Annotated in this window: 16 protein-coding genes; 14 read left to right on the top strand and 2 right to left on the bottom strand. The window is 44.5% G+C overall.

Annotated features, from left to right (window positions below):
* Positions 1 to 73: 73 nt before the first annotated feature.
* The 4 genes from BW716_RS02195 (at position 74) to BW716_RS02180 (ending at position 3,185) form a co-directional block, all read left to right on the top strand.
* The gene (locus tag BW716_RS02195; RefSeq protein ID WP_083720499.1) at positions 74 to 1,594 is read left to right on the top strand and encodes a S10 family peptidase; all 1,521 of its coding nucleotides are present in this window, start codon (positions 74 to 76) and stop codon (positions 1,592 to 1,594) included.
* Positions 1,595 to 1,696: 102 nt separating this feature from the next.
* Positions 1,697 to 2,266: a Crp/Fnr family transcriptional regulator gene (locus BW716_RS02190; RefSeq protein WP_083720497.1), complete on the top strand. Its 570-nt coding sequence runs from the start codon at positions 1,697 to 1,699 to the stop codon at positions 2,264 to 2,266.
* A 65-nt stretch (positions 2,267 to 2,331) separates the two neighbouring features.
* Positions 2,332 to 2,769, top strand: a complete 438-nt coding sequence (locus BW716_RS02185; protein WP_083720495.1) for a carboxymuconolactone decarboxylase family protein — start codon at positions 2,332 to 2,334, stop codon at positions 2,767 to 2,769.
* Between the two features lie 53 nt (positions 2,770 to 2,822).
* The gene (locus BW716_RS02180) at positions 2,823 to 3,185 is read left to right on the top strand and encodes a DUF4260 domain-containing protein (RefSeq protein WP_083720492.1); all 363 of its coding nucleotides are present in this window, start codon (positions 2,823 to 2,825) and stop codon (positions 3,183 to 3,185) included.
* Between the two features lie 13 nt (positions 3,186 to 3,198).
* On the opposite strand, the gene BW716_RS02175 is transcribed toward BW716_RS02180, so the two are convergent.
* Positions 3,199 to 5,289, bottom strand: coding sequence for a prolyl oligopeptidase family serine peptidase (locus BW716_RS02175; protein ID WP_083720489.1), 2,091 nt, complete (start codon positions 5,287 to 5,289; stop codon positions 3,199 to 3,201).
* Positions 5,290 to 5,442: 153 nt separating this feature from the next.
* Positions 5,443 to 6,108, bottom strand: coding sequence for a response regulator transcription factor (locus tag BW716_RS02170; RefSeq protein ID WP_083720487.1), 666 nt, complete (start codon positions 6,106 to 6,108; stop codon positions 5,443 to 5,445).
* Between the two features lie 1,350 nt (positions 6,109 to 7,458).
* Here BW716_RS02170 and BW716_RS02165 point away from each other — a divergent pair.
* The 10 genes from BW716_RS02165 (at position 7,459) to BW716_RS02120 (ending at position 26,436) form a co-directional block, all read left to right on the top strand.
* The gene (locus BW716_RS02165; protein ID WP_179090969.1) at positions 7,459 to 9,186 is read left to right on the top strand and encodes a gliding motility-associated C-terminal domain-containing protein; all 1,728 of its coding nucleotides are present in this window, start codon (positions 7,459 to 7,461) and stop codon (positions 9,184 to 9,186) included.
* 31 nt (positions 9,187 to 9,217) lie between these two features.
* Complete coding sequence (locus tag BW716_RS02160; RefSeq protein WP_179090968.1) at positions 9,218 to 10,228, top strand: type IX secretion system membrane protein PorP/SprF; 1,011 nt, start codon at positions 9,218 to 9,220, stop codon at positions 10,226 to 10,228.
* A gap of 21 nt (positions 10,229 to 10,249) precedes the next feature.
* Positions 10,250 to 12,577 carry an OmpA family protein gene (locus BW716_RS02155; protein ID WP_083720481.1) on the top strand — a complete coding sequence of 776 codons (2,328 nt, stop codon included), beginning with the start codon at positions 10,250 to 10,252 and terminating at the stop codon, positions 12,575 to 12,577.
* 565 nt (positions 12,578 to 13,142) lie between these two features.
* Positions 13,143 to 17,252 carry a glycosyl hydrolase family 18 protein gene (locus BW716_RS02150; protein ID WP_083720479.1) on the top strand — a complete coding sequence of 1,370 codons (4,110 nt, stop codon included), beginning with the start codon at positions 13,143 to 13,145 and terminating at the stop codon, positions 17,250 to 17,252.
* Positions 17,253 to 17,528: 276 nt separating this feature from the next.
* Positions 17,529 to 19,325 carry a carbohydrate-binding protein gene (locus BW716_RS02145; RefSeq protein ID WP_083720478.1) on the top strand — a complete coding sequence of 599 codons (1,797 nt, stop codon included), beginning with the start codon at positions 17,529 to 17,531 and terminating at the stop codon, positions 19,323 to 19,325.
* A 28-nt stretch (positions 19,326 to 19,353) separates the two neighbouring features.
* Positions 19,354 to 20,955, top strand: coding sequence for a glycosyl hydrolase family 18 protein (locus BW716_RS02140; protein ID WP_083720476.1), 1,602 nt, complete (start codon positions 19,354 to 19,356; stop codon positions 20,953 to 20,955).
* Positions 20,956 to 21,013: 58 nt separating this feature from the next.
* Complete coding sequence (locus BW716_RS02135; RefSeq protein ID WP_083720475.1) at positions 21,014 to 22,171, top strand: carbohydrate-binding protein; 1,158 nt, start codon at positions 21,014 to 21,016, stop codon at positions 22,169 to 22,171.
* 36 nt (positions 22,172 to 22,207) lie between these two features.
* Positions 22,208 to 24,289, top strand: a complete 2,082-nt coding sequence (locus BW716_RS02130; protein ID WP_083720473.1) for a T9SS type A sorting domain-containing protein — start codon at positions 22,208 to 22,210, stop codon at positions 24,287 to 24,289.
* Between the two features lie 331 nt (positions 24,290 to 24,620).
* On the top strand, positions 24,621 to 25,211 hold the full coding sequence (locus BW716_RS02125) for an RNA polymerase sigma factor (RefSeq protein ID WP_083720471.1): 591 nt from the start codon (positions 24,621 to 24,623) through the stop codon (positions 25,209 to 25,211).
* A 226-nt stretch (positions 25,212 to 25,437) separates the two neighbouring features.
* Positions 25,438 to 26,436: a FecR family protein gene (locus tag BW716_RS02120; RefSeq protein ID WP_083720469.1), complete on the top strand. Its 999-nt coding sequence runs from the start codon at positions 25,438 to 25,440 to the stop codon at positions 26,434 to 26,436.
* The last annotated feature ends 186 nt before the right edge of the window (positions 26,437 to 26,622 follow it).

Here is a 26,622-nt window from a genome sequence, read left to right as displayed (position 1 = left end):
CCCCAGCCAATTATATGGAAGGTAACCCCCAAGGGCTAAAACTTTTTATCTTTACGCTCTCTAAACCTGAATTATGACCAAAATCCTTTGTCTCTCACTGGCGCTGTCATGCAGCATACTCAGCCATGTAAACGCACAAAATAAAGAATTTAAAAACGACGCACCCATTTCACCCAGCAGGATACTGAAAATCGACTCCGCTGTAGTGACCCATCATGAAGTCACTATCAAAGGCCAACGGGTTCCTTACTCAGCACAGGCAGGCAGCATGCCTATCTGGGATGAAGATGGGCGCCCACTGGCAGGGGTGTTCTACACTTATTACGAAAGGGAAGACATCAAGGATAAATCAAACCGCCCACTGGTCATCTCTTTCAATGGGGGCCCCGGCACCCCTTCTGTCTGGATGGAAATTGGTTATACCGGTCCCCGTCTCCTCAACATCGATGATGAAGGTTATCCTGTGCAGCCATTCGGTATGCGCGAAAACCCAAATTCCATACTGGATGTGGCAGATATCGTATACGTAGACCCTGTGAATACAGGTTATTCCCGTCCTGTGAGCAAAGATGTTCCTGGTTCCCGCTTCTACGGCGTAAATGCAGATATCAAATACCTGGCAGAATGGATCAACACTTTCGTAACCCGCAAAGGCCGTTGGGCTTCTCCTAAATTCCTGATCGGCGAAAGCTATGGTACTACCCGTGTATCTGGTTTAGCACTGGAACTGCAGGATGAACAATGGATGTACCTGAATGGTGTCGTGCTCGTATCACCAACCGATTTAGGCATTGAACGCAGTGGTCCGCTGGATCAGGCACTGAGCCTTCCTTATTATGCCGCTACTGCATGGTATCACAAAAAACTCCCTGCAGACCTGCAATCCAAAGATCTTAATGATGTATTGCCGGAAGTAGAAAACTTTACCATCAACGAACTGGTGCCTGCTATTTCAAAAGGCGGCTCTCTGGATGATGCACAACGTAAAGCACTGGCACAACGTATGAGCCGCTACAGCGGATTATCTGCACAGGTGTTCCTGGAAAATAACCTCATCGTTTCCTATAACTTATTCTGGAAAGAATTACTGCGTGACCAGGGTTATACCATTGGCCGCCTCGATTCAAGATACAAAGGTCTGGATAAGCAAAATGGGGGTAGCAGACCTGATTACAATGCAGAACTGACTGCATGGTTACAGGCTTTTACCCCTGCTATCAACATTTACCTGCGTGATGAACTGGAATATAAAACTGATCTGAAATATAACATGTTCGGACAGGTATGGCCATGGGATAACCAGAATAATAAGACTGGCGAAAACCTGCGTCAGGCAATTGCACAGAATCCTTTCCTGCACCTGTTGGTACAATCTGGTTACTATGACGGAGCCTGTGATTATTTCAATGCAAAGTATAGCATCTGGCAACTGGATCCAGGGGGTAAACTGAAAAGCCGTATCAAATGGGAAGGTTACAGAAGTGGACATATGATGTACCTGCGCAAGGACGATCTGGCTACTGCTACAGAGAACCTCAGGAAATTTATTAAAGAGGCGACACCAGCAAAGGGTACGCCTGCGAAATATGAATAACTTTTTTAAACAGACTGTATCATCATTACGATACAGTCTGTTTTTATTCGGTACCTGATGGAAACAGCCAGACCATTAATACACCCTTCTTTTTGAATCACTATGGAAAGACTGCTACAACATGTACAACGCTTTGTAGAATTAAACAGCGAGGAACAGGAGCTGTTATTATCCTGCATGAGATATGAAGAAGTGAGCAAGAAAACATATTTGCTCAAACAGGGCAAGATCTGCACAGGGAGATATTTTGTGATAAAAGGATTGTTGCGGCAATACATCGTCGGAGAAAACGACGCAGAGCAGATTACGCATTTTGCACTGGAAAACTGGTGGATAGCGGATTATGATAGTTTGGAAAGGCGACAGCCTTCGGAGTTTTGTATACAGGCTGTAGAGCTTACTGAATTACTGGTGCTGGATAAGGAAAAGGAAGATGAATTGTTTAGGCAGGTACCTAAAATGGAGCGGTATTTCAGATTGGTCTTACAGCGATCTTATGCGGCTTCTATGATGCGGATTAAGTATATTTTTACCACGAGTGGAGAGGAAAGATATAATCATTTTAATAGTTTGTTCCCGGAGTTTATACAGCGTATTCCCCAATATATGTTAGCTTCTTACCTCGGGTTTAGTGCAGAGTTCCTAAGTAAGATCAGGGCTAAGCGATCTTGAACTAGTTCAAGATTTTCAAGGGCAATTCTACCCCAACTTTGTGTCAACAACAAAAACAAATTGATATGCAAAACAGAATTGACATTAGTAAAGTAGAACCCGAAGCTTACAAAGTGATGATGGCTTTTGAGAAATATGTACATGGTACAAAGTTGACACCTATTCAACGCGAGTTGATAAAGATAAGAGCATCACAAATTAATGGTTGCGCGTATTGTCTGGATATGCATACGAAAGATGCAAGAAAGTTAGGCGAGACAGAGCAAAGGATTTATACATTATCAGCGTGGAGGGAAACTCCTTTTTTTACAGCAGAAGAAAGAGCGATACTGGCGCTGGTAGAGGAAGTAACGGAAATTAGTAAAGGGCATGTAAAGGATGAAACTTATGCAGCGGCAGCAAAGGTGTTGGATGACCAGACGATTGCGCAGGTGATCATGGCGACGATAGTGATTAATAGTTGGAACAGGATAGGAATAGCGACTAATATGCAGCCTGAGTGATAAAACGCCGAAATTCCAACGAATATCCAAACGGAATTGGCTTAAATTTATAGATGAAAACACTCATCACCCTCGAAGAAGTCGCATTCTTTTTCATTGCGCTTGTATCATTCCATCTACAGTCAGCCTACGTATGGTGGCTATTCCCCGCTTGTCTGCTGTTGCCTGACTTATCGATGGTCGCATACCTGGCAGGGCCAAAAGCAGGTGCATATGTATATAACTTCGTACATCACCGGGCAGTAGCATTTGTGATCTATTGTTTAGGATGGATGTCGCATAGTGAGTTGTGGTTGTTTGTAGGAATTATACTGTTTGCGCATTCTTCGATGGATAGGGTGTTTGGGTATGGGTTAAAGTATGTAACAGGATTTACAGATACACATTTAGGAAAGATAGGAAAACGCCCCTTGTAAGGGGCGTTTTCTATTATTTACCAAGCTGCCTTATTAAGAATTCAGCCGCTGCTTTATTGACCTTGACTTCATTGCTGTATTTCATCCAGTGATGCGTATCATCCGGAATACTCAGGATTTCGTAATACACACCTTTTTGCTCCAACCTGTTAATGAGATCGATACTTTGATTAAAGTTTACATTTCTGTCATCATCTGCATGAATCAATAACACAGGTGATGTCCATGTGTCAACATGTGCAACAGGCGATGATTGCCACGCTACTTTCTCCGCAGTATCAGCATCTGGTGCAGGGGTAGCAGTAGGAGGTGCGGAGAATTGCATCCGGTTATGCACCCCATGAATATCTACGCCAGCTGCAAATAATTTTGAATCCCTGCCTAATGCGTGAGCAGTGAGGAAGCCACCATAAGAACCTCCATAAATACCAATCCTTTTAGCATCTACCTGTGATTGTGCCGCCAGCCATTCTCCCGCAGCTTTCACATCCTGGTATTCGGAAGCACCTAATACCCCTGCACTGGCGGGTTTATGAAACTCATAGCCATAACCTATCCCCAACCTGTAATTGATGGCTAAAACAATGAACCCATTATCTACGAGGTATTGATTTAAAGCATAATCAATAGAATAATAATCCATCCAGTGCCAACCTAATACCATCTGGCGTTGAGGTCCGCCATGTACATATACAATGGCAGGCTTCCTGGCAGGACCACCTGCAGGTTGATATAATTGTGCATGAACAGGTGTTCCATCAGGTGCTTTGAAGATCACCTGTGTAGGTGTAACCAGTTTTACAGATGGGAAATCTGTAGGAAGAAGAGAGGCGCCTATCAATGCAGGTTTCCCCTTTCCAAAAGGCATCTTTGCGGCGAGCAGGGGTTGCTGTGCATTGGAAGTAAATAAGATCACAGTTTGTGCATCGCCTGTTACTACAGGATAAGTTTCAATGCCATCACCAGTAGTGAGCATTTCCATCGCTGCTTTATCAACAGGTACCCGGGCTATGTGGCGCCGGTCTATATCCTGTGGAGAGGGGCCATTGTTCGCACTAAACACCAGCCATTTTTTATCGGCCGTCAGCGAGATCTGTTCGCACATAAAGTTGCCGGGTGTGAGTAAAAGCGGTGTACCACCAGTACCTGGAATCGAATAGAGATGAGGCCATCCATCATGATAAGACAGGAAAGTCACCCGGTTATTCGCTCCCCAATGCAGGTTGGTCGCGCCATCGGTAGTGGGAACAGAACCACTTAATGTAGTAGGTGCTTTCCACAGTAATGTTGAATTCCCATCACTGATATTGGCCGTCCTTATTTCCCACGGTTTATGACGGCGGGGCAGGATAGAATCTGTTGCACCGCCTGTACCCGGTGTCCGGACAAAGGCAATCTGCTGCCCATCCGGCGACCAGCGGGGGGAATTATCCTGTGAAAACCCGGGTGAGATCCATTGAATAGGAGTGGTAGGATTTGTATAAACACCAATAAAACTATGACCACTACGATCAGATACAAAAGCGAGTTTGCTACCATCGGGCGACCATTCCAGCGAGCTACTGGTACCTTTGATACTGAATAAAACCTTTGCAGGTGCAGAGCCATCGACGGCTACGATGTATACCAGTCCTCCTTTTACGAAGGCAACGCTGTCACTGTGCGGTGACAGGGCCGGAAAATCCCCATCAGACAATACTTTGGCAGGACCGCCATCAAATGGGACAGACCAGATCTCAGTTTTTGGAGGTATAGGATCATGTGCAGGATTGACAGGGTTGAAACCGTCTCTGCCGCTATGATCGCCGCCCCGGCTATACACGACCCATTTACCATTGTCAGATATGGAGAGGCTGGTTATTTCCTGTCCATCATCCTGTGTATAGTTGCTAAGTTTGCGGGGAGAAAAGTCAGGCCCGGTGGCCACATATACATTTCTTTTTCCCTGTTCATTTACAGCCCATGCCACTTTAGAACCCTGTGCCGAAGCAGTGAGTTCAGAAGGAAAGGGGTAAGCAGTAACGGCTTCCATGGTATAATGTTGGCCATAGGCCATGGATGCGAAGCAAAAATAAAAAGCTGTTAGTAAAGATGGTTTGTGCATGCATTATCTGGTTTACAATGGTGGGTAGGATGGTGGTGGGGCTAAGATAATGTCAATTTTTAAAAAATGCAGCTAAACATCGCTGAAGCATCATACATCAGCGATGTTTAGTCGGAACTGCAATGTTTTAAGCAAAAACCAATTACACTGGAATTAAGATTTTTGTTGCTGAATAATGTTCCTGATCACGAATTCGGTGAGTGCGTTACGACCGGAAACACCTAGTTTTCCGGCAATTCTGTAGCGATGATTCTCGATTGTGCGGATAGACACGCCTAGTTCGTCAGCCATTTGCCTGGTACTTTTACCTTCAGCGATCATTTTAATGATCCTGTTTTCTGCCTTACCCAATCTGTGATACAAAGTTTGCTGAGCAGTGTTGGGATTGGCCAGAGAGACGGTGCTGGTTTCTTCAGGAGGTCTGACGTGGTTAAATTTGGCGAAGCGACCCAGGCGGGAGCGGATGCTGAGGAGCAGGTCCCGTTTCCTGAAGGGTCTGGCCAGGTAATCGTCGGCGCCGAGGTTCATGGCCATACGCATCTCCTGTCGGTTATCCCGCAAGCTGATGAATATGAGTGGGATGTGATCATAAGCCGGATCATTTCTGAGGGCCATAATAAAATGGTGGCCTCCGGTACCGCGTAAGTGGGCACCACAAATGATAAGGTCTGGTTGATGGTTCTGACAGATGATGATCCCTTCTTCCTCTGACGCGGCTGTGTATGTGTCATATGATTGTGATACAAGTAACTGCCGCGTTTGCCTTACAAATACCTGGTCTTCATCTACAAGTAATATTTTATAGACTGCAGTGTTCATTAGAAAAGTTGATATACAGGTATGAAAAATTTAACAGGCGAAACTTCAAAGGTTTGCCTGCTCATGCCTGGGTAAATAAATGGGGACAGAAACTGAGTCTTGATAGCGCATAACGCCCGAAAAAAACGGTGTAATCGTGTACATCTTTACTTGGTTAATATTAAGTTTTTACCTCCGGTGATATGCAGATAGAAACGGGCTTTTTTTAGCGCCTTTCGGATCTGCCTCCATCAGTTGATATAGTCAGGTTTCTTTCGAAAAAGATATGGGAGTGGTCTTTCTTCTGCGTAAATATGTATGAAATAACGGGTGTGACTTCAAGGAATACTATCGCATACCTGTAAAATAAGCGCTAGTACTCAAAAATAGATGTGCTGGTACTCATTTTAAACGACGGAAAAATGAAAAGCAATCCCGCTTCCAGCTTGATTTGCCAACTTTGACGGGCTATCAGATTAAACACACCAATATCCTTATAACCACTTACTGGCCTGGTTTACCATAGGTACGCCGGGCTTTAATTTATATGTAACCTTCCTCTTCTTCATGTTGCTATGGGAACACAGCTGTCATCTACTGTACAGAAATTGGACCATTTGCTTATAAACCAGTTCATTAACGAATAAGCGGGCCACAAATGCATTAGTAAATATACTAATTTTTAAAGTTCTCAGTAGATGATCTGTAATTATAAAAACATGTTAAAATAATATCATATTAAAAAGGAGCGTTCTTTTAAATTCTACCGGGCTTAAAAAAAGTTATCCACATTGTACGCATTTTCTAAGGAGGCAAATTATGTATAAACCCTATCTGAAAACCGAATCAAACTTACTCTTATGGCTATCTGAAAAACTATAGAGAAGAACATATTAAGATTTCCATAAATCCTTTGTGGAGAGTACATATGAGGCCAAAGGGGGAGAGTGAGTACTACTCATTAATTGGAAATGAAGACCTGATTTTTGGGTGGGAACTGCCAGGTATGAAGAGTGATTAAATTTGTAATAGTTTGATTTATAATAACCAAATGGTAGTATTTGTGGGGTATTAATTTTCTAAAAAATATTGTTTTATCAATAAATATAGATATTTTTATATTCGAATTAACTATATCCTTGACAATCGGGAATTTATAGTCACAAAACCATAACCAATGATAAACGCTGCATTATATCAGATCTGGACCGCTCTGAACGAGTTGCTGAGGGCGCCAACTTACCGCCTCAGACCTGTGCGGATACATTATATATATAATAAGGAGAGGGAGCAAAGTAGGTTCATGTAACTCAGCAAATCATTGGGACAAATATTCGAAACTTACCACTAGTTTATAGTAATCCTATGCCTATGCGCAAACATTACAATTCAGCTCGTTTTACCCTGCCATTTTTCAGGCAGCAGCGAGTAGGCCTGATTCACACTGGCGCCAAAAAAATCTCAGATTATTTTCTGGCCCTGATGCTGCTTATTGCAGGTCTGGCCTGGACTCCAGCCAGCGCTACGAATGTAGCTTCCCATAGCGGCCGCCCCACAGCAGGTACTGTTTCTACATGGATAACCGCCGCTGGTTCCCCAACTGGAGCAGATGACTCATATGCCAGTGGTGACAACATCACCTATTCTATTTATGTACAGAACAATGGTACTACCGCCCTCACGAATGTGACCATAGTAGATACCCTGCCTGCCAACACTTCATTTTATGGTGCCACCAGCAGTGTAACACCAGATGCTAATGGCAAGATTACCTGGACAATCGCCAGTATCGCAGCAGGTAGTTCCTCCTACGTAAATTTGACGGTGACTGTAGGTTCCAATCTGACAGGTGTCGCGTACATTAAAAATACTGCCTATGTAGATGCAGGAGATGGAAATGGTCTGTTGCCAACTCCAGGTACTATGGGTGGTACTTACACTACCTGGCCTGCACTCTCTACGCCTGTAGATAATGGGGCTAACTCTGTTTCATGGCTCAGTGTATCTCCTACCTCAACTGTTACTGCCGGCGACGTGCTTACTTATACTGTACACGTACGCAACAAGGGGTCTATAGACCTGAGTAATGTGGTTATCTATGCATATGTGCCTGCTTATACCACTTTCGTAGATGCAGACAATTCTGTTACTGCTGATGCGAATGGCCTGATTACCTGGATCATTGCAAGTCTGCCCGCAAATAGTGCAGATGTAACGAAAGCATATCGGGTAAAAGTTTCTACTGACCTCACCGGTGCCTCTGCCATTTCCAACACTGCTTATGTTGACAATGGCAATGGTAAAGGTAAGATTGCAACTTATCCCGCTGCAACAGGCGACGCCAGCAATCCGAATACTGCTTCCAACTCAAACGCCTCTACTTCCAATACCATTTCCAAATCATCCAGTTTCGATACATGGATGATCGTACTGAATGAAAACGCCAGCACATACGTAAGCTCCGGTGATGTACTGACATATTATATATACACACGCAACACCGGTAGTGTAACTATCTCACAGGTACAGATCAACGTGGTTGTTCCATCAGGTACTACCTATACACAAGGTTATGATGGTGCTACCCACCCATTGAATACTGAAACTCAAACTGTCTACTGGACAGTGAGTAACCTGGTAGCAGGTGCCATCAGTTATGTACGCTATACCGTAACTGCTGACGAAGATCTGACAGCGTATTCAGCGATTACAAGTACTGCAACTGTTAATAACGGTGATACTATCAAGAATACAATGAACTGTGACCCGAATGAAAGTGGTTGTGAAGGCAAAACAGTTACAAGTATAACTGTTCAGGGTGGTAAGCCGGGTCTGTTTGTAAGTAATGTGGTAACGCCAAACGGTGACGGTAAGAATGATTACTTCTACATCAGAAACCTTGATGAATATCCGGACTCCAAGCTGTATATCTTCAACCGCTGGGGTGCGCAGATTTATTACTCCAATAACTATCAGAACGACTGGAAAGGAACAGGTCTAGCAGAAGGAACTTATTTCTATAGAATTGAATTACACAATACCACCGGCGGTGTTGACACTTATACAACCTACAAGGGGTGGGTCATGATTATTAGATAATTGAATGAACTGTATTTCTAAAAGTGCAAATATGTACACAAGAAAAAATTGGTTTACTGTAGTATTATTACTTTGTCTGGGAGCAGGCGCCAAGGCACAACAAAGTGTTCAGTTCAGCCAGTATATCTTTAATGGCCTGTCCGTAAACCCTGCGTATGCCGGTTATAAAGATGTAATGTACCTGAATGCAACCTTCCGCGATCAGTGGACTGGATATCCTGGTGCACCTAAAACAGGTATGGTATCACTGGATGGTCCGCTGAAGCGCCCGAACAGAGATGCAAACGTTGGTTTGGGTGTGCAGGCCATGGTGGATAAACTGGGCCCACAGAGCGCTATCTCCATCTATGGATCTTATTCTTACCGTATCCGCCTGGATGATGAAGATACTAAACGTATCTGCTTCGGTATCGGTGTGGGTGCTACTCAGTATAGTCTGGATGGAACTACGCTCGAATACCTTGATTCCGGTGACCGTATCATCCCTGATGGTACTGCAAAGGAAACAACTCCTGATGCTCGTGTAGGTGTTTACTATTATTCTCCTACCTTTTATTTCGGTGTATCTGCACTGGACCTCTTTTCAAAATTTACCAGCAGTGGTTATAAATGGAGAGGATATACATATGAAAGTATTCGTAGAAGACAATCTGTTTACCTGACTGCAGGTTATATGTACAGCCTGTCGGAACAGGTTTCACTGAAACCTTCTGTGATGTTTAAGAGTGATTTCGCAGGTCCTGCAGGTTTAGATCTGAACCTGATGATGTACATCGATAATCTGCTTTGGATCGGTGGATCTTACAGAACTAACGTAGACGTATTTACAAACAAAGCGATTACCGCTGCTACTGCAGTGGAATCATCTAACGCAGCAAGTGCTATATTAGAGTACTACATTACGAGCAAATACCGTATCGGCTATTCCTATGATATGACTTTAAATAAATTGGCTGGCATGCAAAGCGGCAGCCATGAAATTTCAATCGGCATCCTATTTAATTCTAAGCAATACAGTACTTCCAATCCCCGGTATTTTTAATCTTAAGATCATCGAATTAATATGCTACGTTGTTACGCAATTTTATTATGTGCACTTTTAGTCGTCCCTGTCACACTCTTTGGACAGGAATCTAAGAGTGTACGTGAATTGGCTGACGAGGCTTACGACAGGCAGGAATTTGCCACAGCCGGCTCCTTATATTCGAAACTGGCAAACAAGAACCGTAATAAGACTAACATCGAGTTGCTGCAAAAAATAGCAATGTGTTATCGCGAAGTTGGCTACTATGAAGAAGCTGCTAACTGGTTCAAAAAACTTGATGCCTTACCTAACTGTCCTAACGTTGCACATCTGGTTTATGGAGAGACACTAAAGAACCTGCAGAAATATGAGCAGGCAAAAGTACAGATAGCAAAATTTGTCACCACCAAGCCGGATAGCTTACGATTAAAAAATGTAATGAGCGCAGGATGTGATAGCGCCATTATGTGGAAAGCAGATCGTGTCGATATGGCGATGGAAGATATTAAAGAATTGAGTTCCTCCGGTTCCGACTACGTAAGTGGGGTAACCAGGCAGGGGCTTTTGCTCGTATCAAACGGTTACCGGAAAATGGCAATTTCCAATGCTCCGGAAAAAACACCACAGATTGATACGCGCACAGGGCAACCCTATTTTAAAGCATACCTCTTTAAGCAGTATGCACAGGGTGTTGCTAATACATATGTAGAAGAGATATTACCAGAGCTACTGGGCAAGATACCTTATCACGTCGGCCCTGTATGTTTTAATCCAAGAGAAGATACTGTCTACGTAACACTGAACTCCTGGCAGCAGGATATTGCGAATAAAACAAAGCGTGGTCCTGTAAACGGTGAGCGTGTTATGGTCGTGTTCTGGTCTTATAAAACAGGTGACTCCTGGGCACCGCTGGAACCGCTGAAAGAAATCAATGCAGCAGGCTTTTCTTCTGGCCACGTAGCCCTGAGTCGTGATGGTCAGCTGATGTATTTCACTTCTGACAGAAAAGGTAGTGTGGGTGGAATGGATATCTGGTATAGTGAGAAACAAAAGAATGGTAAATGGGGCAAGCCTAAAAACTGTGGTCCTATTATCAATACACCGTTTGACGAAGCATTCCCTACTTTTAACGAAGCGGGTATGTTGTACTTCTCCAGTAAAGGACATCCGGGTATGGGTGGTTTCGATATTTACCGTGCAACCGGTATCAGTAGTAACTGGACCAAGCTGCAGAACCTGCGCTGGCCGTTTAACTCCGGTGGAGATGACCTGGGTTTCATCATGAAAGCGAATATGTATGAAGGTTACTTCGCCTCTAACCGTCCTGGTGGTGGTGGTAGTGATGATATCTATCGTTTCATGGATACTCACTTTGCTGAACGTTTTAATGGCGATGGTGGTATGGCGCCTTACCAGGCCCCACCTGTAACTAATGAACCAGCTCCGGTGGTGCTTGCAGCAGCAGAACCAGTGGTAAAGCCTGATGAGGTAAAGACAACAGAAACTAAAAAAGGTTCGTCTAAATCTGAAAAGGAAAAAGAGAAGGAAAAAGAAAAAGAGAAGGAAAAAGAGGAGAAATCTTCCAAACACCATAAAGGAGGGAAAACAGCACCAGTAGTACCAGTGCCTGTTCCTGTGCCTGTGCCAGCGGCACCAATACCTCCGGCACCTGCGCCTGCCAGGAAGGAAGAACCTGTGGTGACCAGTCCAATGCAACAGGTAACTGTTCCGTATACTGAACCAAGTGTAACACCTTCTGCACCGGCACCAGAACCGGCAGCACCAGTAAAGGAGCCTGCTCCGGAACCAGTGAAAAAAGCAGATCCGAAGAAGCCAGCTGCGAAGCAATCATCGCCTAAGCGTCCGGTTAGACCAGAGCCGAAAGCGACATTGCCAGAGCCGGTTGCAGAACCAGTCACACCAGTGGCAGAACCAGTGAAGGAACCAGCTCCTGAACCTAAGTCAGATTATTCAGAAGACCAGTTCAGCGAAATGGATAACGCCATCATCGATAAGATGGAAAAACTGATGTTCTTCTACGATTATAACAGTGCGATTCTGACTACTAAGTCAAGGGATATGCTGGATAGGGTAGCAGTGGTGTTGAACCAGTTCCCTAACTGGAAACTGAAGATCACCTCTTATACAGATAGCCGTGGTTCTGATGCTTATAATAAGGATCTGTCTGCAATGAGATGTTATGCGGTGATTGATTACCTGATTAAGAAAGGTGTGGCTAGCAGCAGGTTGTATTATGAAAACATTGGTAAAGATCCGAACGATCCTTGTAAAGGGGGAGTAAATTGTACGGAAGAACAGTATAAGTTTAGCAGACGTACCATGTTGAAAATATTACGTAAGAATTAAGATAGACATAAAGGAGAGAAATCCCGGTCGGCGCCCGCCGGCCGGGATTTTTTTTATCAGTCAACCGGTTTTTTTTGTCAGGGAATTCCTGGCCGGCGACTGCCGGCCAGGAATTCCCTTTTCAGGTTTTGGCGGATGCCGAAGGCCGAAAGCATCCGCCAAAACCTGAATCTCCCTTTTTTTTAAAAAATAGAAATTCGCAATAGTACCATTTCCCGCATCACCCGACTCCTATATAGTGACTTCATAACCATATGCATTAAAAGAACATAACATATCAGACCAAGGTAGACCGCTTCACCTACCAAGCCTGATATCATTATTAATAAACAATTATTCTATTCTGTGAAACACTGGCTTTATTGCCGTCCTATTACAGCTCCCGAAAAACCTTGAAAACCCGGTTCTGTAATTACAATAAAGCATAACCGTCAGAGAGTCAGACGTGTGCCTATACCCGCTACTGCCATTTCAGCCTGGTGGAACCCTCCCACCAGACAGCCAGCAGGGTAGATAATGTGTGTGGCGCAGTCCTGTCCATATCGTCTACAAAAATCCAGCGATAATGAAAGTAAACTTTACCTTTCGTAATGCATGGCTATGCACCTATGCAAGACATGCAATTCTTTTCCTTCTGCTAATAACCGGCCTCGGTAAGGCCAGGGCACAGGTAAGCCCTTCTGTAACCGCGACCACAGCAAACCACAAAAAACAGGTGATAGGCTATATCACCCAATGGGATGCCTGGAAAGACGTATCGGGTATTGTTCCCAAAGGTGGCTACAACCAGCTGAACGTGGACTACTCCCAGTACACCATCCTCAACTTCTCCTTTTTTGGCGTAGCCAAAGATGGTTCCCTACACAGTGGTGACTTCCGAAACAAAAACATTTATCAGGTAGGTGCCGTTCAGGAACCAGCCGCTCTGATAAATGAGGATATTTACAGCAGCTGGGACCTGTACCTCCTCAAAGGAGAACTGGACGCTCCTCTTTACTATATCTCAGATGGCAGCTATGCCTACACACTGGGATACCGTAATTCAGGCAGTGGCTGGACTAATGTGAATACAGGTCTCTCCGGTAGTTTTCCGTTAAGCGTTCCTAAACAGGGTGGCGCACCAGGTCTGATCGACCTGTGTCACCAGAAAGGTATCAAATGTATGGCCTCTATCGGTGGCTGGAGTATGTGTAAGCACTATCCTTCTACTGCCGCTAACGCTACTATGCGTGCTAAATTTGTAGCTAATTGCGTGGATCTGATCAACATGGGTTTTGATGGTATCGACTTCGACTGGGAATATCCCAACGGACCTGGTATGAACATCGAAAACTACAGCCAGGCTGACTATGCGAACTTCGCTACCCTCGTAGAAGCTGTGAGAGCTGCTATCGGTTCAAGTAAACTGATCACTGCTGCTTTCTCCGCTGTTCCTTCCAAACTTTCAGGTTTTGACTGGACTCGCCTGAATAAATCCATGGACTACTTCAACCTGATGACCTATGACTATAATGGTGGCTGGTCAAACATTGCAGGACACAATGCTCCACTGTATGATTACCCAGGTGCTGAATATTCCGGGTTCTCTATCGACGCTACTGTAAAAGGTGTGAAAGCACTGGGTGTGAACATGTCTAAGGTGAACATCGGTGCGCCTTTCTATGGTCGTGGTGTAGTATGTACAAGTACTGCCGCGCTGAATGGTGCAACTACCAAACGTAGTGAAACCGTACAGCCGGATGGTCCTGTTTCTACCTGTGCCGACTATACCAACTGGGCATTGAACCTGTGGGATGGTACACCAAACTATAGCTACATCCTGCAGCAGACAGGCTCCGGTTCTGGCTGGACTGATCATTGGGATGATAATGCGAAGGTGCCTTACATGACAAAAGGCAACTACTTCCTGAGCTATGACAACGAAAAATCTATTGGTCTTAAAGCACAATACATCAATGACAATGGCCTGGCGGGTGTGATTGTATGGCAGGTATTCGGCGATATGCTGAACATGACCAGCAGCACGACTGCAAAAGGTAAACTGATTTATTGCCCTGCTACTACCTCTCCGCTGGTAAATAAGCTGAATGCTGTATTTGCAAATGGTACAGGCACTACCAACCAGTCACCAACCGTGAGCATCACTTCTCCTGCTGGTGGTGCTTCTTACACTGCCGGTGGTGCTATCTCTATCACAGCTACAGCTGCTGACAGCGATGGTTCTATCAGCAAAGTGGCGTTCTATAACGGTGCTACACTGCTCGCAACTGTTACTGCTGCTCCATTTACTTATTCATGGAGCAATGTAAGTGCAGGTAGCTACTCCATCACTGCCGTTGCTACCGACAATGCTGGTGCTACTACCACTTCTTCCGCAGTAGCCGTTACCGTTAAGTCTTCTACTTCTGACAATACTTCCGGTAAGGTACTGGTAGGTTACTGGCATGACTGGAACCTGGCTTCTGCTCCTTACATACGTCTGAAAGATGTAGATTCAAGGTATAATGTAATTGAAGTTGCATTTGCTACTACCGGAACTGACTATGCTACAGTAAGCTTCACTCCTGATGCAAGCCTTACTTCTGAAAGTGAAATTAAATCTGATATTGCTACATTACAGGCGCAGGGTAGAAAAGTTTTACTGTCTATCGGCGGTGAAAACGGAACCCTGTTGCTGTCTTCTGCTACAGCTAAAGCCAGCTTCATCACCAGCATGAAAGCTGTGTTAGACAACTACAACTTCGATGGTTTTGATCTGGATATCGAAGGCGGTACTTCCCTCCAACTGGATAACGGAGATAAAAACTTTACAGCGCCTACTACCGCGAAAGTGGTAAACCTGATCGCTGCATGTAAAGAAATCATCTCTTACCGTACAGCACAGGGTAAAAACTGCTTGCTGACCATGGCGCCTGAAACATATTATGTACAGACTGCTTACGGTGCTACTTATTCTCCACTGGTAGGTGCTTATCTGCCTATCATTTATGGTCTGAAAGATCAGTTGTCCTGGATTCAGCCACAGCTGTACAACACAGGTTCAGTAACAGCCCTGGATAATAAAGTATACAGCTCTGCTACAGCTGACTTTATCGTATCTATGACAGAAATGCTGTTGACAGGTTTCACTGTTTCCGGTACCAGCCAGACATTCCCTGCATTGCGTCCTGACCAGGTAGCCTTCGGTCTGCCAGCAGCTCCAGGTGCAGCAGGTAGCGGATACACTGCTCCTTCAGCTGTATTGAATGCTTTGAATTATTTAGTAAAGGGTCAGTCCTATGGTGGTACATATACCTTACGTAACAGCGCTGGTTATTCCGGTCTGCGTGGTATTATGACCTGGTCTATCAACTGGGATGCGGTGAATAACAAAGAATTCGCCAGCAACTATTATCCGTTCTTCTTTGGTACTACCGGTGGTAATCAGTCCCCATCTGTAAGCATCACTTCACCAGCTGCCAATGCTTCATTTACAGCACCAGCTTCTGTGACTATTACAGCTACTGCTACAGATTCCGATGGTTCTATTGCCAAGGTAGAATTCTACAACGGTTCTACACTGTTGGGTACCTCTACTACCAGTCCCTATACCTATACCTGGAGTAGTGTAGCAGCAGGCAGCTACTCACTGACTGCGAAGGCGACAGACAACGCCGGCGCGGTAACAACTTCTGCAGCTGTTGCAATTGTAGTAACAAGTAGCACAGGTAGCGGTACTTGCGACGGTATCGCTGCCTGGACTGCTACCGGTATCTACACCGGTGGCACCAAGGTGGTGTATAACAGTAAGATCTATACTGCTAAATGGTGGACACAGGGTGAACAACCTGATACGCACTCCGGCGACAGCCAGGTTTGGACATATACAGGTGATTGCTCTGGTGGTGGAACCGGTACAGGTTCTGCACCAACTGTAAGCATCTCTTCTCCATCTGCAGGTGCTTCTTATACTGCCCCTGCTACTGTATCTATCACCGCTGCTGCATCTGATGCTGATGGCACTATCGCGAGCGTAGCCTTCTACAATGGCTCTACACTGTTGGGTACTGTGACTGCTTCACCTTACACTTACAGCTGGACCAGCGTAGCCGCAGGTACTTATTCCCTCACAGCAAAAGCTACTGACAACAGTGGTAACACTACTACCAGCACTGCTGTAAGCATCACCGTAAGCGGATCTACCAGCACCGGAAACTGTGCAGGTGTGGCTACTTACCAGCCATATCCTTCTGTGTACAACGCAGGTGATAAAGTAGTATACAACGGTTATCTGTATGTAAGCCTTGCAAATGGCCTGTACAATGTAACGCCTGGTACTGCTGACTATTGGTGGCAACCACTGGGTGCTTGTACCGCTTCTGCTGCAAGAACTACCAATACAACTGTAGTTGCTGCCGAAACAACTGCCAAAGATCAGATCCTCGTGTTCCCTAACCCTGTTACGGGCAACAATCTGCAGGTAAGCTTAACCGCTGCTGCTGGTGAAAAGATCTGGGTAGAACTGTGGAGCATCAATGGTAGCAATCCTGTGATCAGAAAAGAATATGTAGCTGGCGCCAAAGGTGCACAGGTGATTACACTGGATGTAAGCCGTTTACCTCAGGGTACATGGATACTGAAAACATCCAATGCAAAAACCGGTCGCAATGGTGCTGCGAAGGTGATTAAAATGTAATTGACTGAGCAGACACGCTCCATCTATCCTTAGGAACTACGGGAGATTAAAAAATCCCGTAGTTCCTAATTCTAATTTCTGAAAAACTGTTGCAGTAAGATTTTTTACTTTTCCCTCACCGCAGGAACCGCCCTCAAAGCGGGGCGGTCTCCGATGCGGCTTTATTCACTCTTTAAAACTGAACCTGCATGAACTAAACCTTTACACTCCTACCAATTTATTCTTCATTTCTTTCCACGTTAATCCTCATTTATTAACAGGCTAAAATCATTCTTTATGAATGCTAAGAACTGTATCATACTGCTGCTTATGGCGCTTTTGACTCATACTGCGCTCTTTGCTCAATCAGGTATTTATGCTGGTGGACCTGTATATAAAAACAGAAGCTACTCCATCAGTGAACTCAAAAATTCAGGCTTTACATATGTAGTAGTATGGACCATACATATCGATGCCAGTGGCAACTTTAACTTCAATGCCGAATTCCCGTTAGTGCAAAATGGATCTTATGTGGGTGCCAGCACCTATCCAAATTTTGCAAATGATATAGCCCTGCTCAAGTCTGCCCCTACCACTATCAATAGGGTTGAGTTTTGCATCAGCGCATGGGGCTCCAGTACCTTCGCAAATATTAAAAGTTTGATTGCGGCACAGGGTACAGGTAGCACAAGTATCCTGTATAAAAATTTCCAGGCATTGAAAAATGCTATCCCTGCTGTAGATGCGATTGCTTTTGATGATGAAAGCACGTATGATGTAAGCTCTTCTACTGCCCTGGCAGTGATGCTGGGTAATCTGGGTTATAAGGTGACACTGGTGCCTTATAACAATACCAGTTACTGGACCAGCGTAGCGACGAATACGAATAGTCAGCTGGCAGGTACAGTTACCCGTGTAGATCTGCAATGTTATTCAGGTGGCGCTGGCAATAGTCCCTGCAGTAGCAGCTGGAGCTTTGGGTCTATTCCTATTTACGCAGGTTTGTGGGATTCAGAAAAATCTACTACTCAGGTGACAAGTACATTGAATTCATGGAAGAGTAGTTGTAGCAGTAAACTGGGCGGTGGTTTTATCTGGTTATATGATGATATTGACAACTCAAGTTCAACCGCCGGTTATGCGTCTGCTGTGAATAGTGTATTTGGTGGTGGTGGCCTGAATACGGCTGCGGCTACTTTTTATAAAGATTGTAATTATAGTGGTTTAGGGATTAGTTTACCAACAGGTAATTATACGCTGACACAACTCAAATCACATGGTATACTGAATGATGATATTTCTTCTATTCAGCTGGCCAGTGGCTACCAGACCACGGTGTATGCAGACGATAATTATGGTGGCAGTTCCTTGCTGGTAAATGCAAATAATTCCTGTCTGGTGAATAACAGCTTTAATGATATCATCAGTTCACTCAAAGTAGCTGCAAGTACATCCGCATCTACTACTAAAATTCAGGCAGAAAGTTATAACTCTATGTCAGGTGTACAGACTGAAACAACTACGGATACAGATGGTGGTTTGAGCGTAGGTTATATAGATACCGGCGATTGGCTGGCGTATTCAAATATTACTATTCCAACGACCGGTACGTATCAAATAGATTACCGGGTGGCCAGTGAATCAACAGGTGGTCAGTTATCATTGGATCTGAATGCAGGTGCTACTGTGCTGGGATATCAAACAATTCCTGTAACCGGTGGCTGGCAAACCTGGCAGACTGTATCACAGACTGTGAATATTACAGCCGGTACATATGCCTTTGGTATCTATGCACAATCTGGTGGCTGGAACCTGAACTGGTGGAGTATTACACCAGTATCAGGTGCTAGAGTGGCAGCTACTCCCAAAGCGACTGTGTTTAATATATCTCCCAATCCTGCACAAAATGAATTAAAGATCAATGCAGATCTGATAGGTGCATTGATACAGGTTTATGATGTAACAGGTAATCAGGTGATTAATTTAAAACCAAATTCTAATATTATCAATATATCCCGGCTAATACCGGGAATGTATACACTGGTCATCATCAAAGATGGTAATCGTACCACCCGCCAGTTCATCAAACATTAATTTTTTTCACTCCCTCAAAATAAACCATATGCAAACAAACAAATGGATAAGGGCTGCATTCCTCAGCATTGCAACCCTTATTTCTTCTTCTCAGGTATTCTCGCAATTCAAAGTAGTGGGATATATGCCTTCATGGTCAGGTGATGTGAATGCTATTCAGTATAGCAAATTGACCCACATCAACTATGCCTTCCTGCTGCCTACAGCTACTGGTGGTTTGCAGGCCATTGAAAATTCTTCCAAACTTTACAGTCTGGTTTCTCTCGCACATGCGAACGGAAAGAAAGTGCTGATTGCTGTAGGTGGATGGAATAATGGTGATGATAGCGGTTTTGAATCCATTGCAGCCAACAGTACTTATCGCACCACATTTGTGAACAACCTGCTCAGTTTTGTGAGTCAGTATGGATTGGATGGTGTGGATATAGACTGGGAATATCCTGATGCAGGTGCATCTGCCAACAACTATGTATCCCTCATGACACAGCTGGCTACTGCTCTGCACAATCAGGGCAAACTGCTGACTGCTGCTGTAGTAGGTACAGGTGGTGAAAGCATTCTGAGCAGTGTATTCGCACAGGTAGATTTCCTGAACATCATGGCGTACGATTATAACAACTACGATCACTCTACTTATACTTATGCATCACAAGCTATCACTTACTGGAAGGGTAGAGGCCTGGCAGCCTCAAAGGCTATCCTGGGTGTACCTTTTTACGGACGTCCTTCCTGGGAAACTTATGCTGCGCTGATCGCCAGAGGTGCTGATCCATATAGCGATACTTATAGTGGTGTAGGCTACAATGGTATCACTACCATCAAAGCTAAAACTGACCTGGCTTACAATTCTGGTGGTGGTATCATGATCTGGGAACTTTCTGGCGATGCAACAGGTACCTATTCACTGGTATCCGCTATCAATACTGAACTGGGTGTATTACAGGGTGGCACCGGTGGCACTTCTACACTGATACAGGCAGAGAATTATACATCTATGTCAGGTGTGCAGACAGAAACAACAACAGATACTGATGGTGGTTTGAATGTAGGTTATATCGATACCGGTGATTGGATGGCTTATACCAATATCAACTTCCCATCAACAGGTACCTATAAAATTGAATATCGTGTTGCCAGCGAAAGTACTGGCGGACAGTTGTCCCTCGATCTGAATGCAGGTGCTACTGTATTGGGATATTTAAATGTTCCGGTAACTGGTGGCTGGCAAACATGGACCACGATTTCTCATACAGTAAGTGTAACAGCTGGAACTTATGCACTGGGTATTTATGCACAGGCAGGTGGCTGGAATCTGAACTGGATTAAGATCACCAAACAATCATCAGCAAAGACCACAGCAGCTGAAACTACTACGACTATAACCACTGCCGATACGCATGAGAGCAGTGTGATTATATACCCTAATCCTGTAGCAACCGATCTGCACCTGAAAGGTGATTACACCCAACCAGGCGGTTACCTCACTGTTTACGACCTGAATGGCAAGCAGGTATTAAATGTAAAGAGTGGGGTACAGCAGATCGCGGTATCAGGTTTACCAGCAGGTACATACCTGTTGATCTATACAAAAGGTGAAAAACGAATCACGAAGAAGTTTGTAAAACAATAAGGCTAGAGATATACCATATCGATTTTTTATTAACCATTTAAAACCAAAACCCTCAATTATGATTCGATCCTTGAAATTCCCTCTATTGTTAACCGCTATGTTAGCACTGACAGGTAGCGCTGCCATGGCACAAAACTGGCAACTGGTGTGGGCAGACGAATTCACCAGCAGCATTGGCTCTGACTGGGTATTCGAGACCGGCGCCGGTGGCTGGGGCAATAACGAGCTGGAATACTACCGGGCAGAGAATGCCAGTATCGAAAATGGTCAGCTGGTAATTACTGCAAAAAATGAGAGCTACGGCGGTGCCAGCTATACTTCCACCCGTATGAAGACTCAGGGCAAAAAATCATGGACATACGGCAAGATTGAAGCCCGTATTGCAATGCCCTCTTTTTCTGGTTCATGGCCTGCATTCTGGATGCTGGGCGACAACATCGGTTCTGTAGGCTGGCCAGCCTGCGGCGAAATCGATATCATGGAACACATTAACACCGAATCCAACGTGTACGGTACTGTACATTGGGTAGGTACCAATGGTGGTCAGGCCGATTACGGCAGTAACACACCTGTGTCCGTGACTGGTTACCACGTTTATTCCATCGAATGGACCTCTACCTATATCAGGTGGTTTGTAGATGGTGCACAGTACAACGAAATCAATATCGCTAACAACGTAGGCAGTACTGAAGAATTCCAGAAGGCATTCTTCATCATCCTGAACTTCGCGATTGGCGGTAACTGGCCTGGTTTCACCATCAATAACGCTGCATTCCCTGCTAAAATGTATGTGGATTATGTAAGAGTATACCAGGATGGTGGTACCAGTGCATTTACCAAACAGGTAGAAGCAGAATCTTACAGCTCTATGTCTGGTGTACAAACTGAAACTACTACTGATACCAATGGTGGATCAGACGTTGGTTACATCGACACTGGCGACTGGATGGCTTACAACAGCATTACCATTCCTACTACCGGTACTTACAAAATTGAATACCGTGTAGCTTCATTGAGTGGTGGTGGTCGTCTCTCTCTTGACCTGAATGCAGGTTCTACTGTCCTGGGTTACCTGGATATACCATCTACAGGTGGCTGGCAGAACTGGACGACGGTTTCCCATACCGTAACCATCAATGCCGGTACGTACAACTTCGGTATCTACGCCCAGGCCGGAGGCTGGAACCTGAACTGGTTCAAGATTACAAAACTGTAAAAGAGCATTTGTTTTAATCTATCAACGTAAACCCTTATGAGCACAATTGTAAAATTTCTATCTGGCGCAACTATGCTGCTGATGTCGGCGGCATTTGCTTTCGGGCAACAACAACCTTATCGCTTAGGTTCTCCTGCGGGCCTTCGCGACGATATCAGAGCACAGGCAAAATCTTCTAATGCACGTCTGACCAGCGCTGCAGAATTAAAAGTAGGTCCAAATACTGTATTGACTGGTAAAGTAAACTCCCGTCGTACAGACAATAAAACAGAGGAGTTTATGGCCGGTGAGATTGATGGTGTAGCTGGTTCATCTTTCTACCTGGAAGTAAAAGGAGAAGATGTACGTGGTTTCGTGATTCTCCGTAAAACCAAAACTGGGTATAAATATTATACTGAAAACGGTACTGCCTATGTGAAACAGGTACCACTGGATTCTATCCTTTGTATCGATTATACACCAGCACCTGCTCCACAGGGTGGAGCTAAGGTGGCATCTGCTACTGCTACCAGCAGTGTAGCTGCACTGGGCTCCCTGCAAAGTCTGCCAAACGCTAATGGTGTGGTATTGCTGGATTTCGATGGCCAGGTTGTAACCAGTTCTTACTGGAACAGTGGTGTGACCATCAATGCAGCAGCTGCTAACCTGAGTGATGCTGAACAGCTGGAAGTATGGGAACTGGTAAGTGAAGACTACCGCCCATTCCAACTGAACATCACCAATGATGAGGCAGTGTATAATTCATATCCTGCTAACAGAAGAATGCGTTGCATCTTCACCCCAACCAACACAGCCGCGCCTGGCAGTGGTGGTGTAGCTTACATCGGTTCTTTCAACTGGGGTAACGAAACACCTTGCTGGGTTTTCAATGGTGGCGTAAAGGGTGCAGGTGATGCAGCTTCACATGAAATAGGCCATACCTTTGGTCTGGGTCATGATGGCCGTACTTCTCCTTCTGAAGGTTACTACCTGGGTAATGGTACCTGGGCGCCTATCATGGGTGCAGGTTATTATGTTCCAGTTGTACAATGGAGTAAAGGTGAATACCAGTATGCAAACAACACTGAAGATGATCTCGCTAAAATTTCCAGCGCTACTTATGGTGTAGGTTACAGAACAGATGATTATGGTGGTACTATTGCTACTGCATCTTCATTGGGTGTAAGCACTACCGGTGCTGTTAATAAAAGTGGTGTGATTGAGCGTACAGGCGACCTGGACTTCTTCTCATTCACAACAGGTGGTGGTGCACTTTCTCTTAGCATTGCTACACCTACCCGCCAGCCAAATCTGGATATCCTGGCTACGTTGTACAGCAGTAGTGGTACTGTAGTAGCAACAGGTAATCCTTCTGGTCTGCCTGCTACCCTGAGTGCGACCCTTGCTGCAGGTACATATTATGTTTCTATTACAGGTACAGGTTACCTGGATCCTGCTACTACCGGTTATTCCAACTATGCTTCACTGGGTAGCTACCAGATTACAGGTACAGTTCCTGCGCCTTCATCTGCTGCAGCTACTATCTATAAGGATTGTAGCTATGGTGGCTATGCAATTTCGCTGGGTGTTGGTAGCTACAACATGGCGGATTTGATTGCGCTGGGTGCAGCGAACGATGATGTTTCATCTATGAAGATTGCAAGCGGTTACGAAGTGATCCTTTACAAGGATATCAATTTCGCAGGCGATGCTTACCTGTTCAGAGGTGACTGGTCCTGCCTGGTATCAGTAGGTTTGTCTGACGGTTCTACCGTGAACCTGAATGACTGGACTACTTCCCTGGTAGTACGTGCTTCTACAGCATCTGCTGCCCGTACTGCTGCTCCTGCTGCTGCAACTGCAGAAAAAGTACAGGAGGGTGTAACGGAAGAGACTAAACTTTCTACATCACTCACTGTAACGCCTAACCCAACTGCTAACGAAGTACAGGTGAAAGCGCCAACTAAGGATGGCTACCTCTATGTAAGCATCTACACCCTGGATGGCAAGACTATCCTGGCGCCAAAACGGATTGTAAGTGGCGAAAAGGTAGATCTGTCCAAAGCAGCTCCTGGAGTTTATCTGGTAAGAGTATTCAATGGTGTGGAAACAGAAACAAGAAAGATTGTAAAATATTGATGATGAATTGCTAAGCAAGAAAGGTATAGGATGCAGTTGCAGCGTGGCTGCGTTGTGACGAGCAAACCCTGCCAATAGCAAAACCACCGGTTACATTTGTTAACTGGTGGTTTTGCTTTTTAATACGTACATTACTTTGCATCGATATTACAAGGGTAAATACATTTCAATTAGTTTTAATTTATTTTTTTATTATAAAATAGTGCACAATAAAAAGAAATGTTACTATTTTATCTCTCGGATTGATGGAGCCATTGTATTGAAACCCGGACCCATTTAAACAGCCATATAGCTTGTATTAGACAAATACGGGTTATATAAATGTCGTGATATGAATACACAAGATGCCGAGTTAGTAGTATTGTTACAACAGGACGATGTAAGTGCATTTGATTCACTGTACTGGAAATATCACCAGGCGGTGTACCGTAACATTTTCAAGTTTGTAAAGGAACCAATTGGTACCGAGGATATTCTCCAGGAGGTGTTTACCAAGTTGTGGGAGAAGAGAAAGGAAATTAATGCTACCCAGTCGGTGGCCGGATGGTTATTTGTAATCAGTTTTAATTTATCGGTAGACTATGTAAGGCGCAAGCTGCGCGAGCAAACCATTCACAAGGAACTATATAATATAAATCCGGAAGAAGATCTGGGACTGGATAATAAAAATGTATATGAAGAGCAATATCAGTTGCTCGAAGAAGCAATTGCACAGTTATCTCCCAAAAAGCGAAAAATTGTGACGATGTGTAAACTGGAAGGGAAGACATATGATGAAGTAGCAGCAGAGATGAATATTTCCCGGAATACGGTGAAGGAACATCTGTCGGTAGCAATGGCTAAACTCAATGATTATATTCAAAAAAACAAAGAACATAAATACATAGTGTTATTCCTCCTTTTCCTGAATTACCACGACTAGGAGAACCTTTAAGCTATCTTGATCAGGCCCTCTCTACAGGAGGGTCTGTTTTTTTTCGTATATACCTGCATAAAAATACACCGTAATATCTGCAATTTACAACTGTATCTTTTCACAATTCTTTGTGTCCAACATATTAGTATTAAGAATATGTAAATTTTTTTCAAAAACCACCCACCCACATTTACCACCTCCACGTATTTAGTGTAAATAAGCAATCAAAATAGTGCAGAACAGGAAGGAATACTTCAAACATCTGTTGCATAATAAGAACTGGACACAGGAAGACAGAGTGTGGTTTCTGCAATATTTGAATGAAAAAGATCTTACGGAATTACAGGAGTTTGCCGCAGCGGAATACAATGCGGACCTGTTTACCGCCGAGCCAATACTGGCCAGGGAGGACTCTGAGAGGATATTGAAAAATATCCATCAGCGGATCGCAGTAAAGCCACAACCAATAGTGAGAAGACTATGGTGGAGGGCAGCGGCAGCGGCCATGTTGATACTGGCGGCAGGAATAGGATACTACAAGGTATCACATCCGCCTGTAAAGGAGTTGATTGTATTATCAGGAGAGCAACGAAAGAAAGTGACGTTGCCAGATGGATCAAAGGTGCTCCTGGAACCCCGGTCCTCATTGAAATATAAAGGAGATTATGGTAAAGCGGAGCGCGAAGTAGCATTGTCAGGAGAGGCGCTGTTCGATGTACAGCACGACAATGCACATCCTTTCATCGTCGCGTCTTCATTAATAAATACACGGGTACTGGGTACTTCCTTTAATATTGAAGCCCGGGATGCCCGGGAAGCAAAAGTGGTGGTTTTGACAGGAATGGTACAGGTACAGGCTATAGATGGAAATCGTAATGATGGTCAGGAAGTGATCCTCACCGCCAATAAAAGGGCCGTATACAACAAAACTACCGACCAACTGCAAATGTCAGATGCTTCCGATGATGCGAGATTTTATTTACAGAAGCAACAGGGCCGATTCGTATATGACGGCACTGAGCTCATAAAAGTGGTAAACGACCTGCAAAGGTATTACAATATTAATGTTACAGTAGACAAACGCTTACAGCATTGCGCCTTTTATGGTGATTTCAATACTATTGATGAACCTGAGAAAGCCCTAAACGTAATAGCTTTATCGTTGAACGCCAGAATCAATAAAGACAGCGCCGGAAACGGATTCAACATCAGTGGAGGTAGCTGCCAGTAGTAAAAAGAAGTAGGAAAAAAAGACACAAGCAGTTAACCGAGACAACCTTATGAGAGGATAGGACTAGCATTTTGTACTGTGAAGGAATGCCTGACCGGGGTTTAGTACGCAATCCCGCTACAGGAAGGCATCCGGACCCTGTACTGCATGATTACAATCGGCCTGTTGTAATCGCTGTGATACCCA

The organism is [Flexibacter] sp. ATCC 35208, assembly GCF_001975825.1.
GTDB lineage: Bacteria > Bacteroidota > Bacteroidia > Chitinophagales > Chitinophagaceae > Chitinophaga.
The sequence above is the reverse complement of the archived record's forward strand: the minus strand, read 5'-3'. Positions and strand labels throughout refer to the sequence as shown.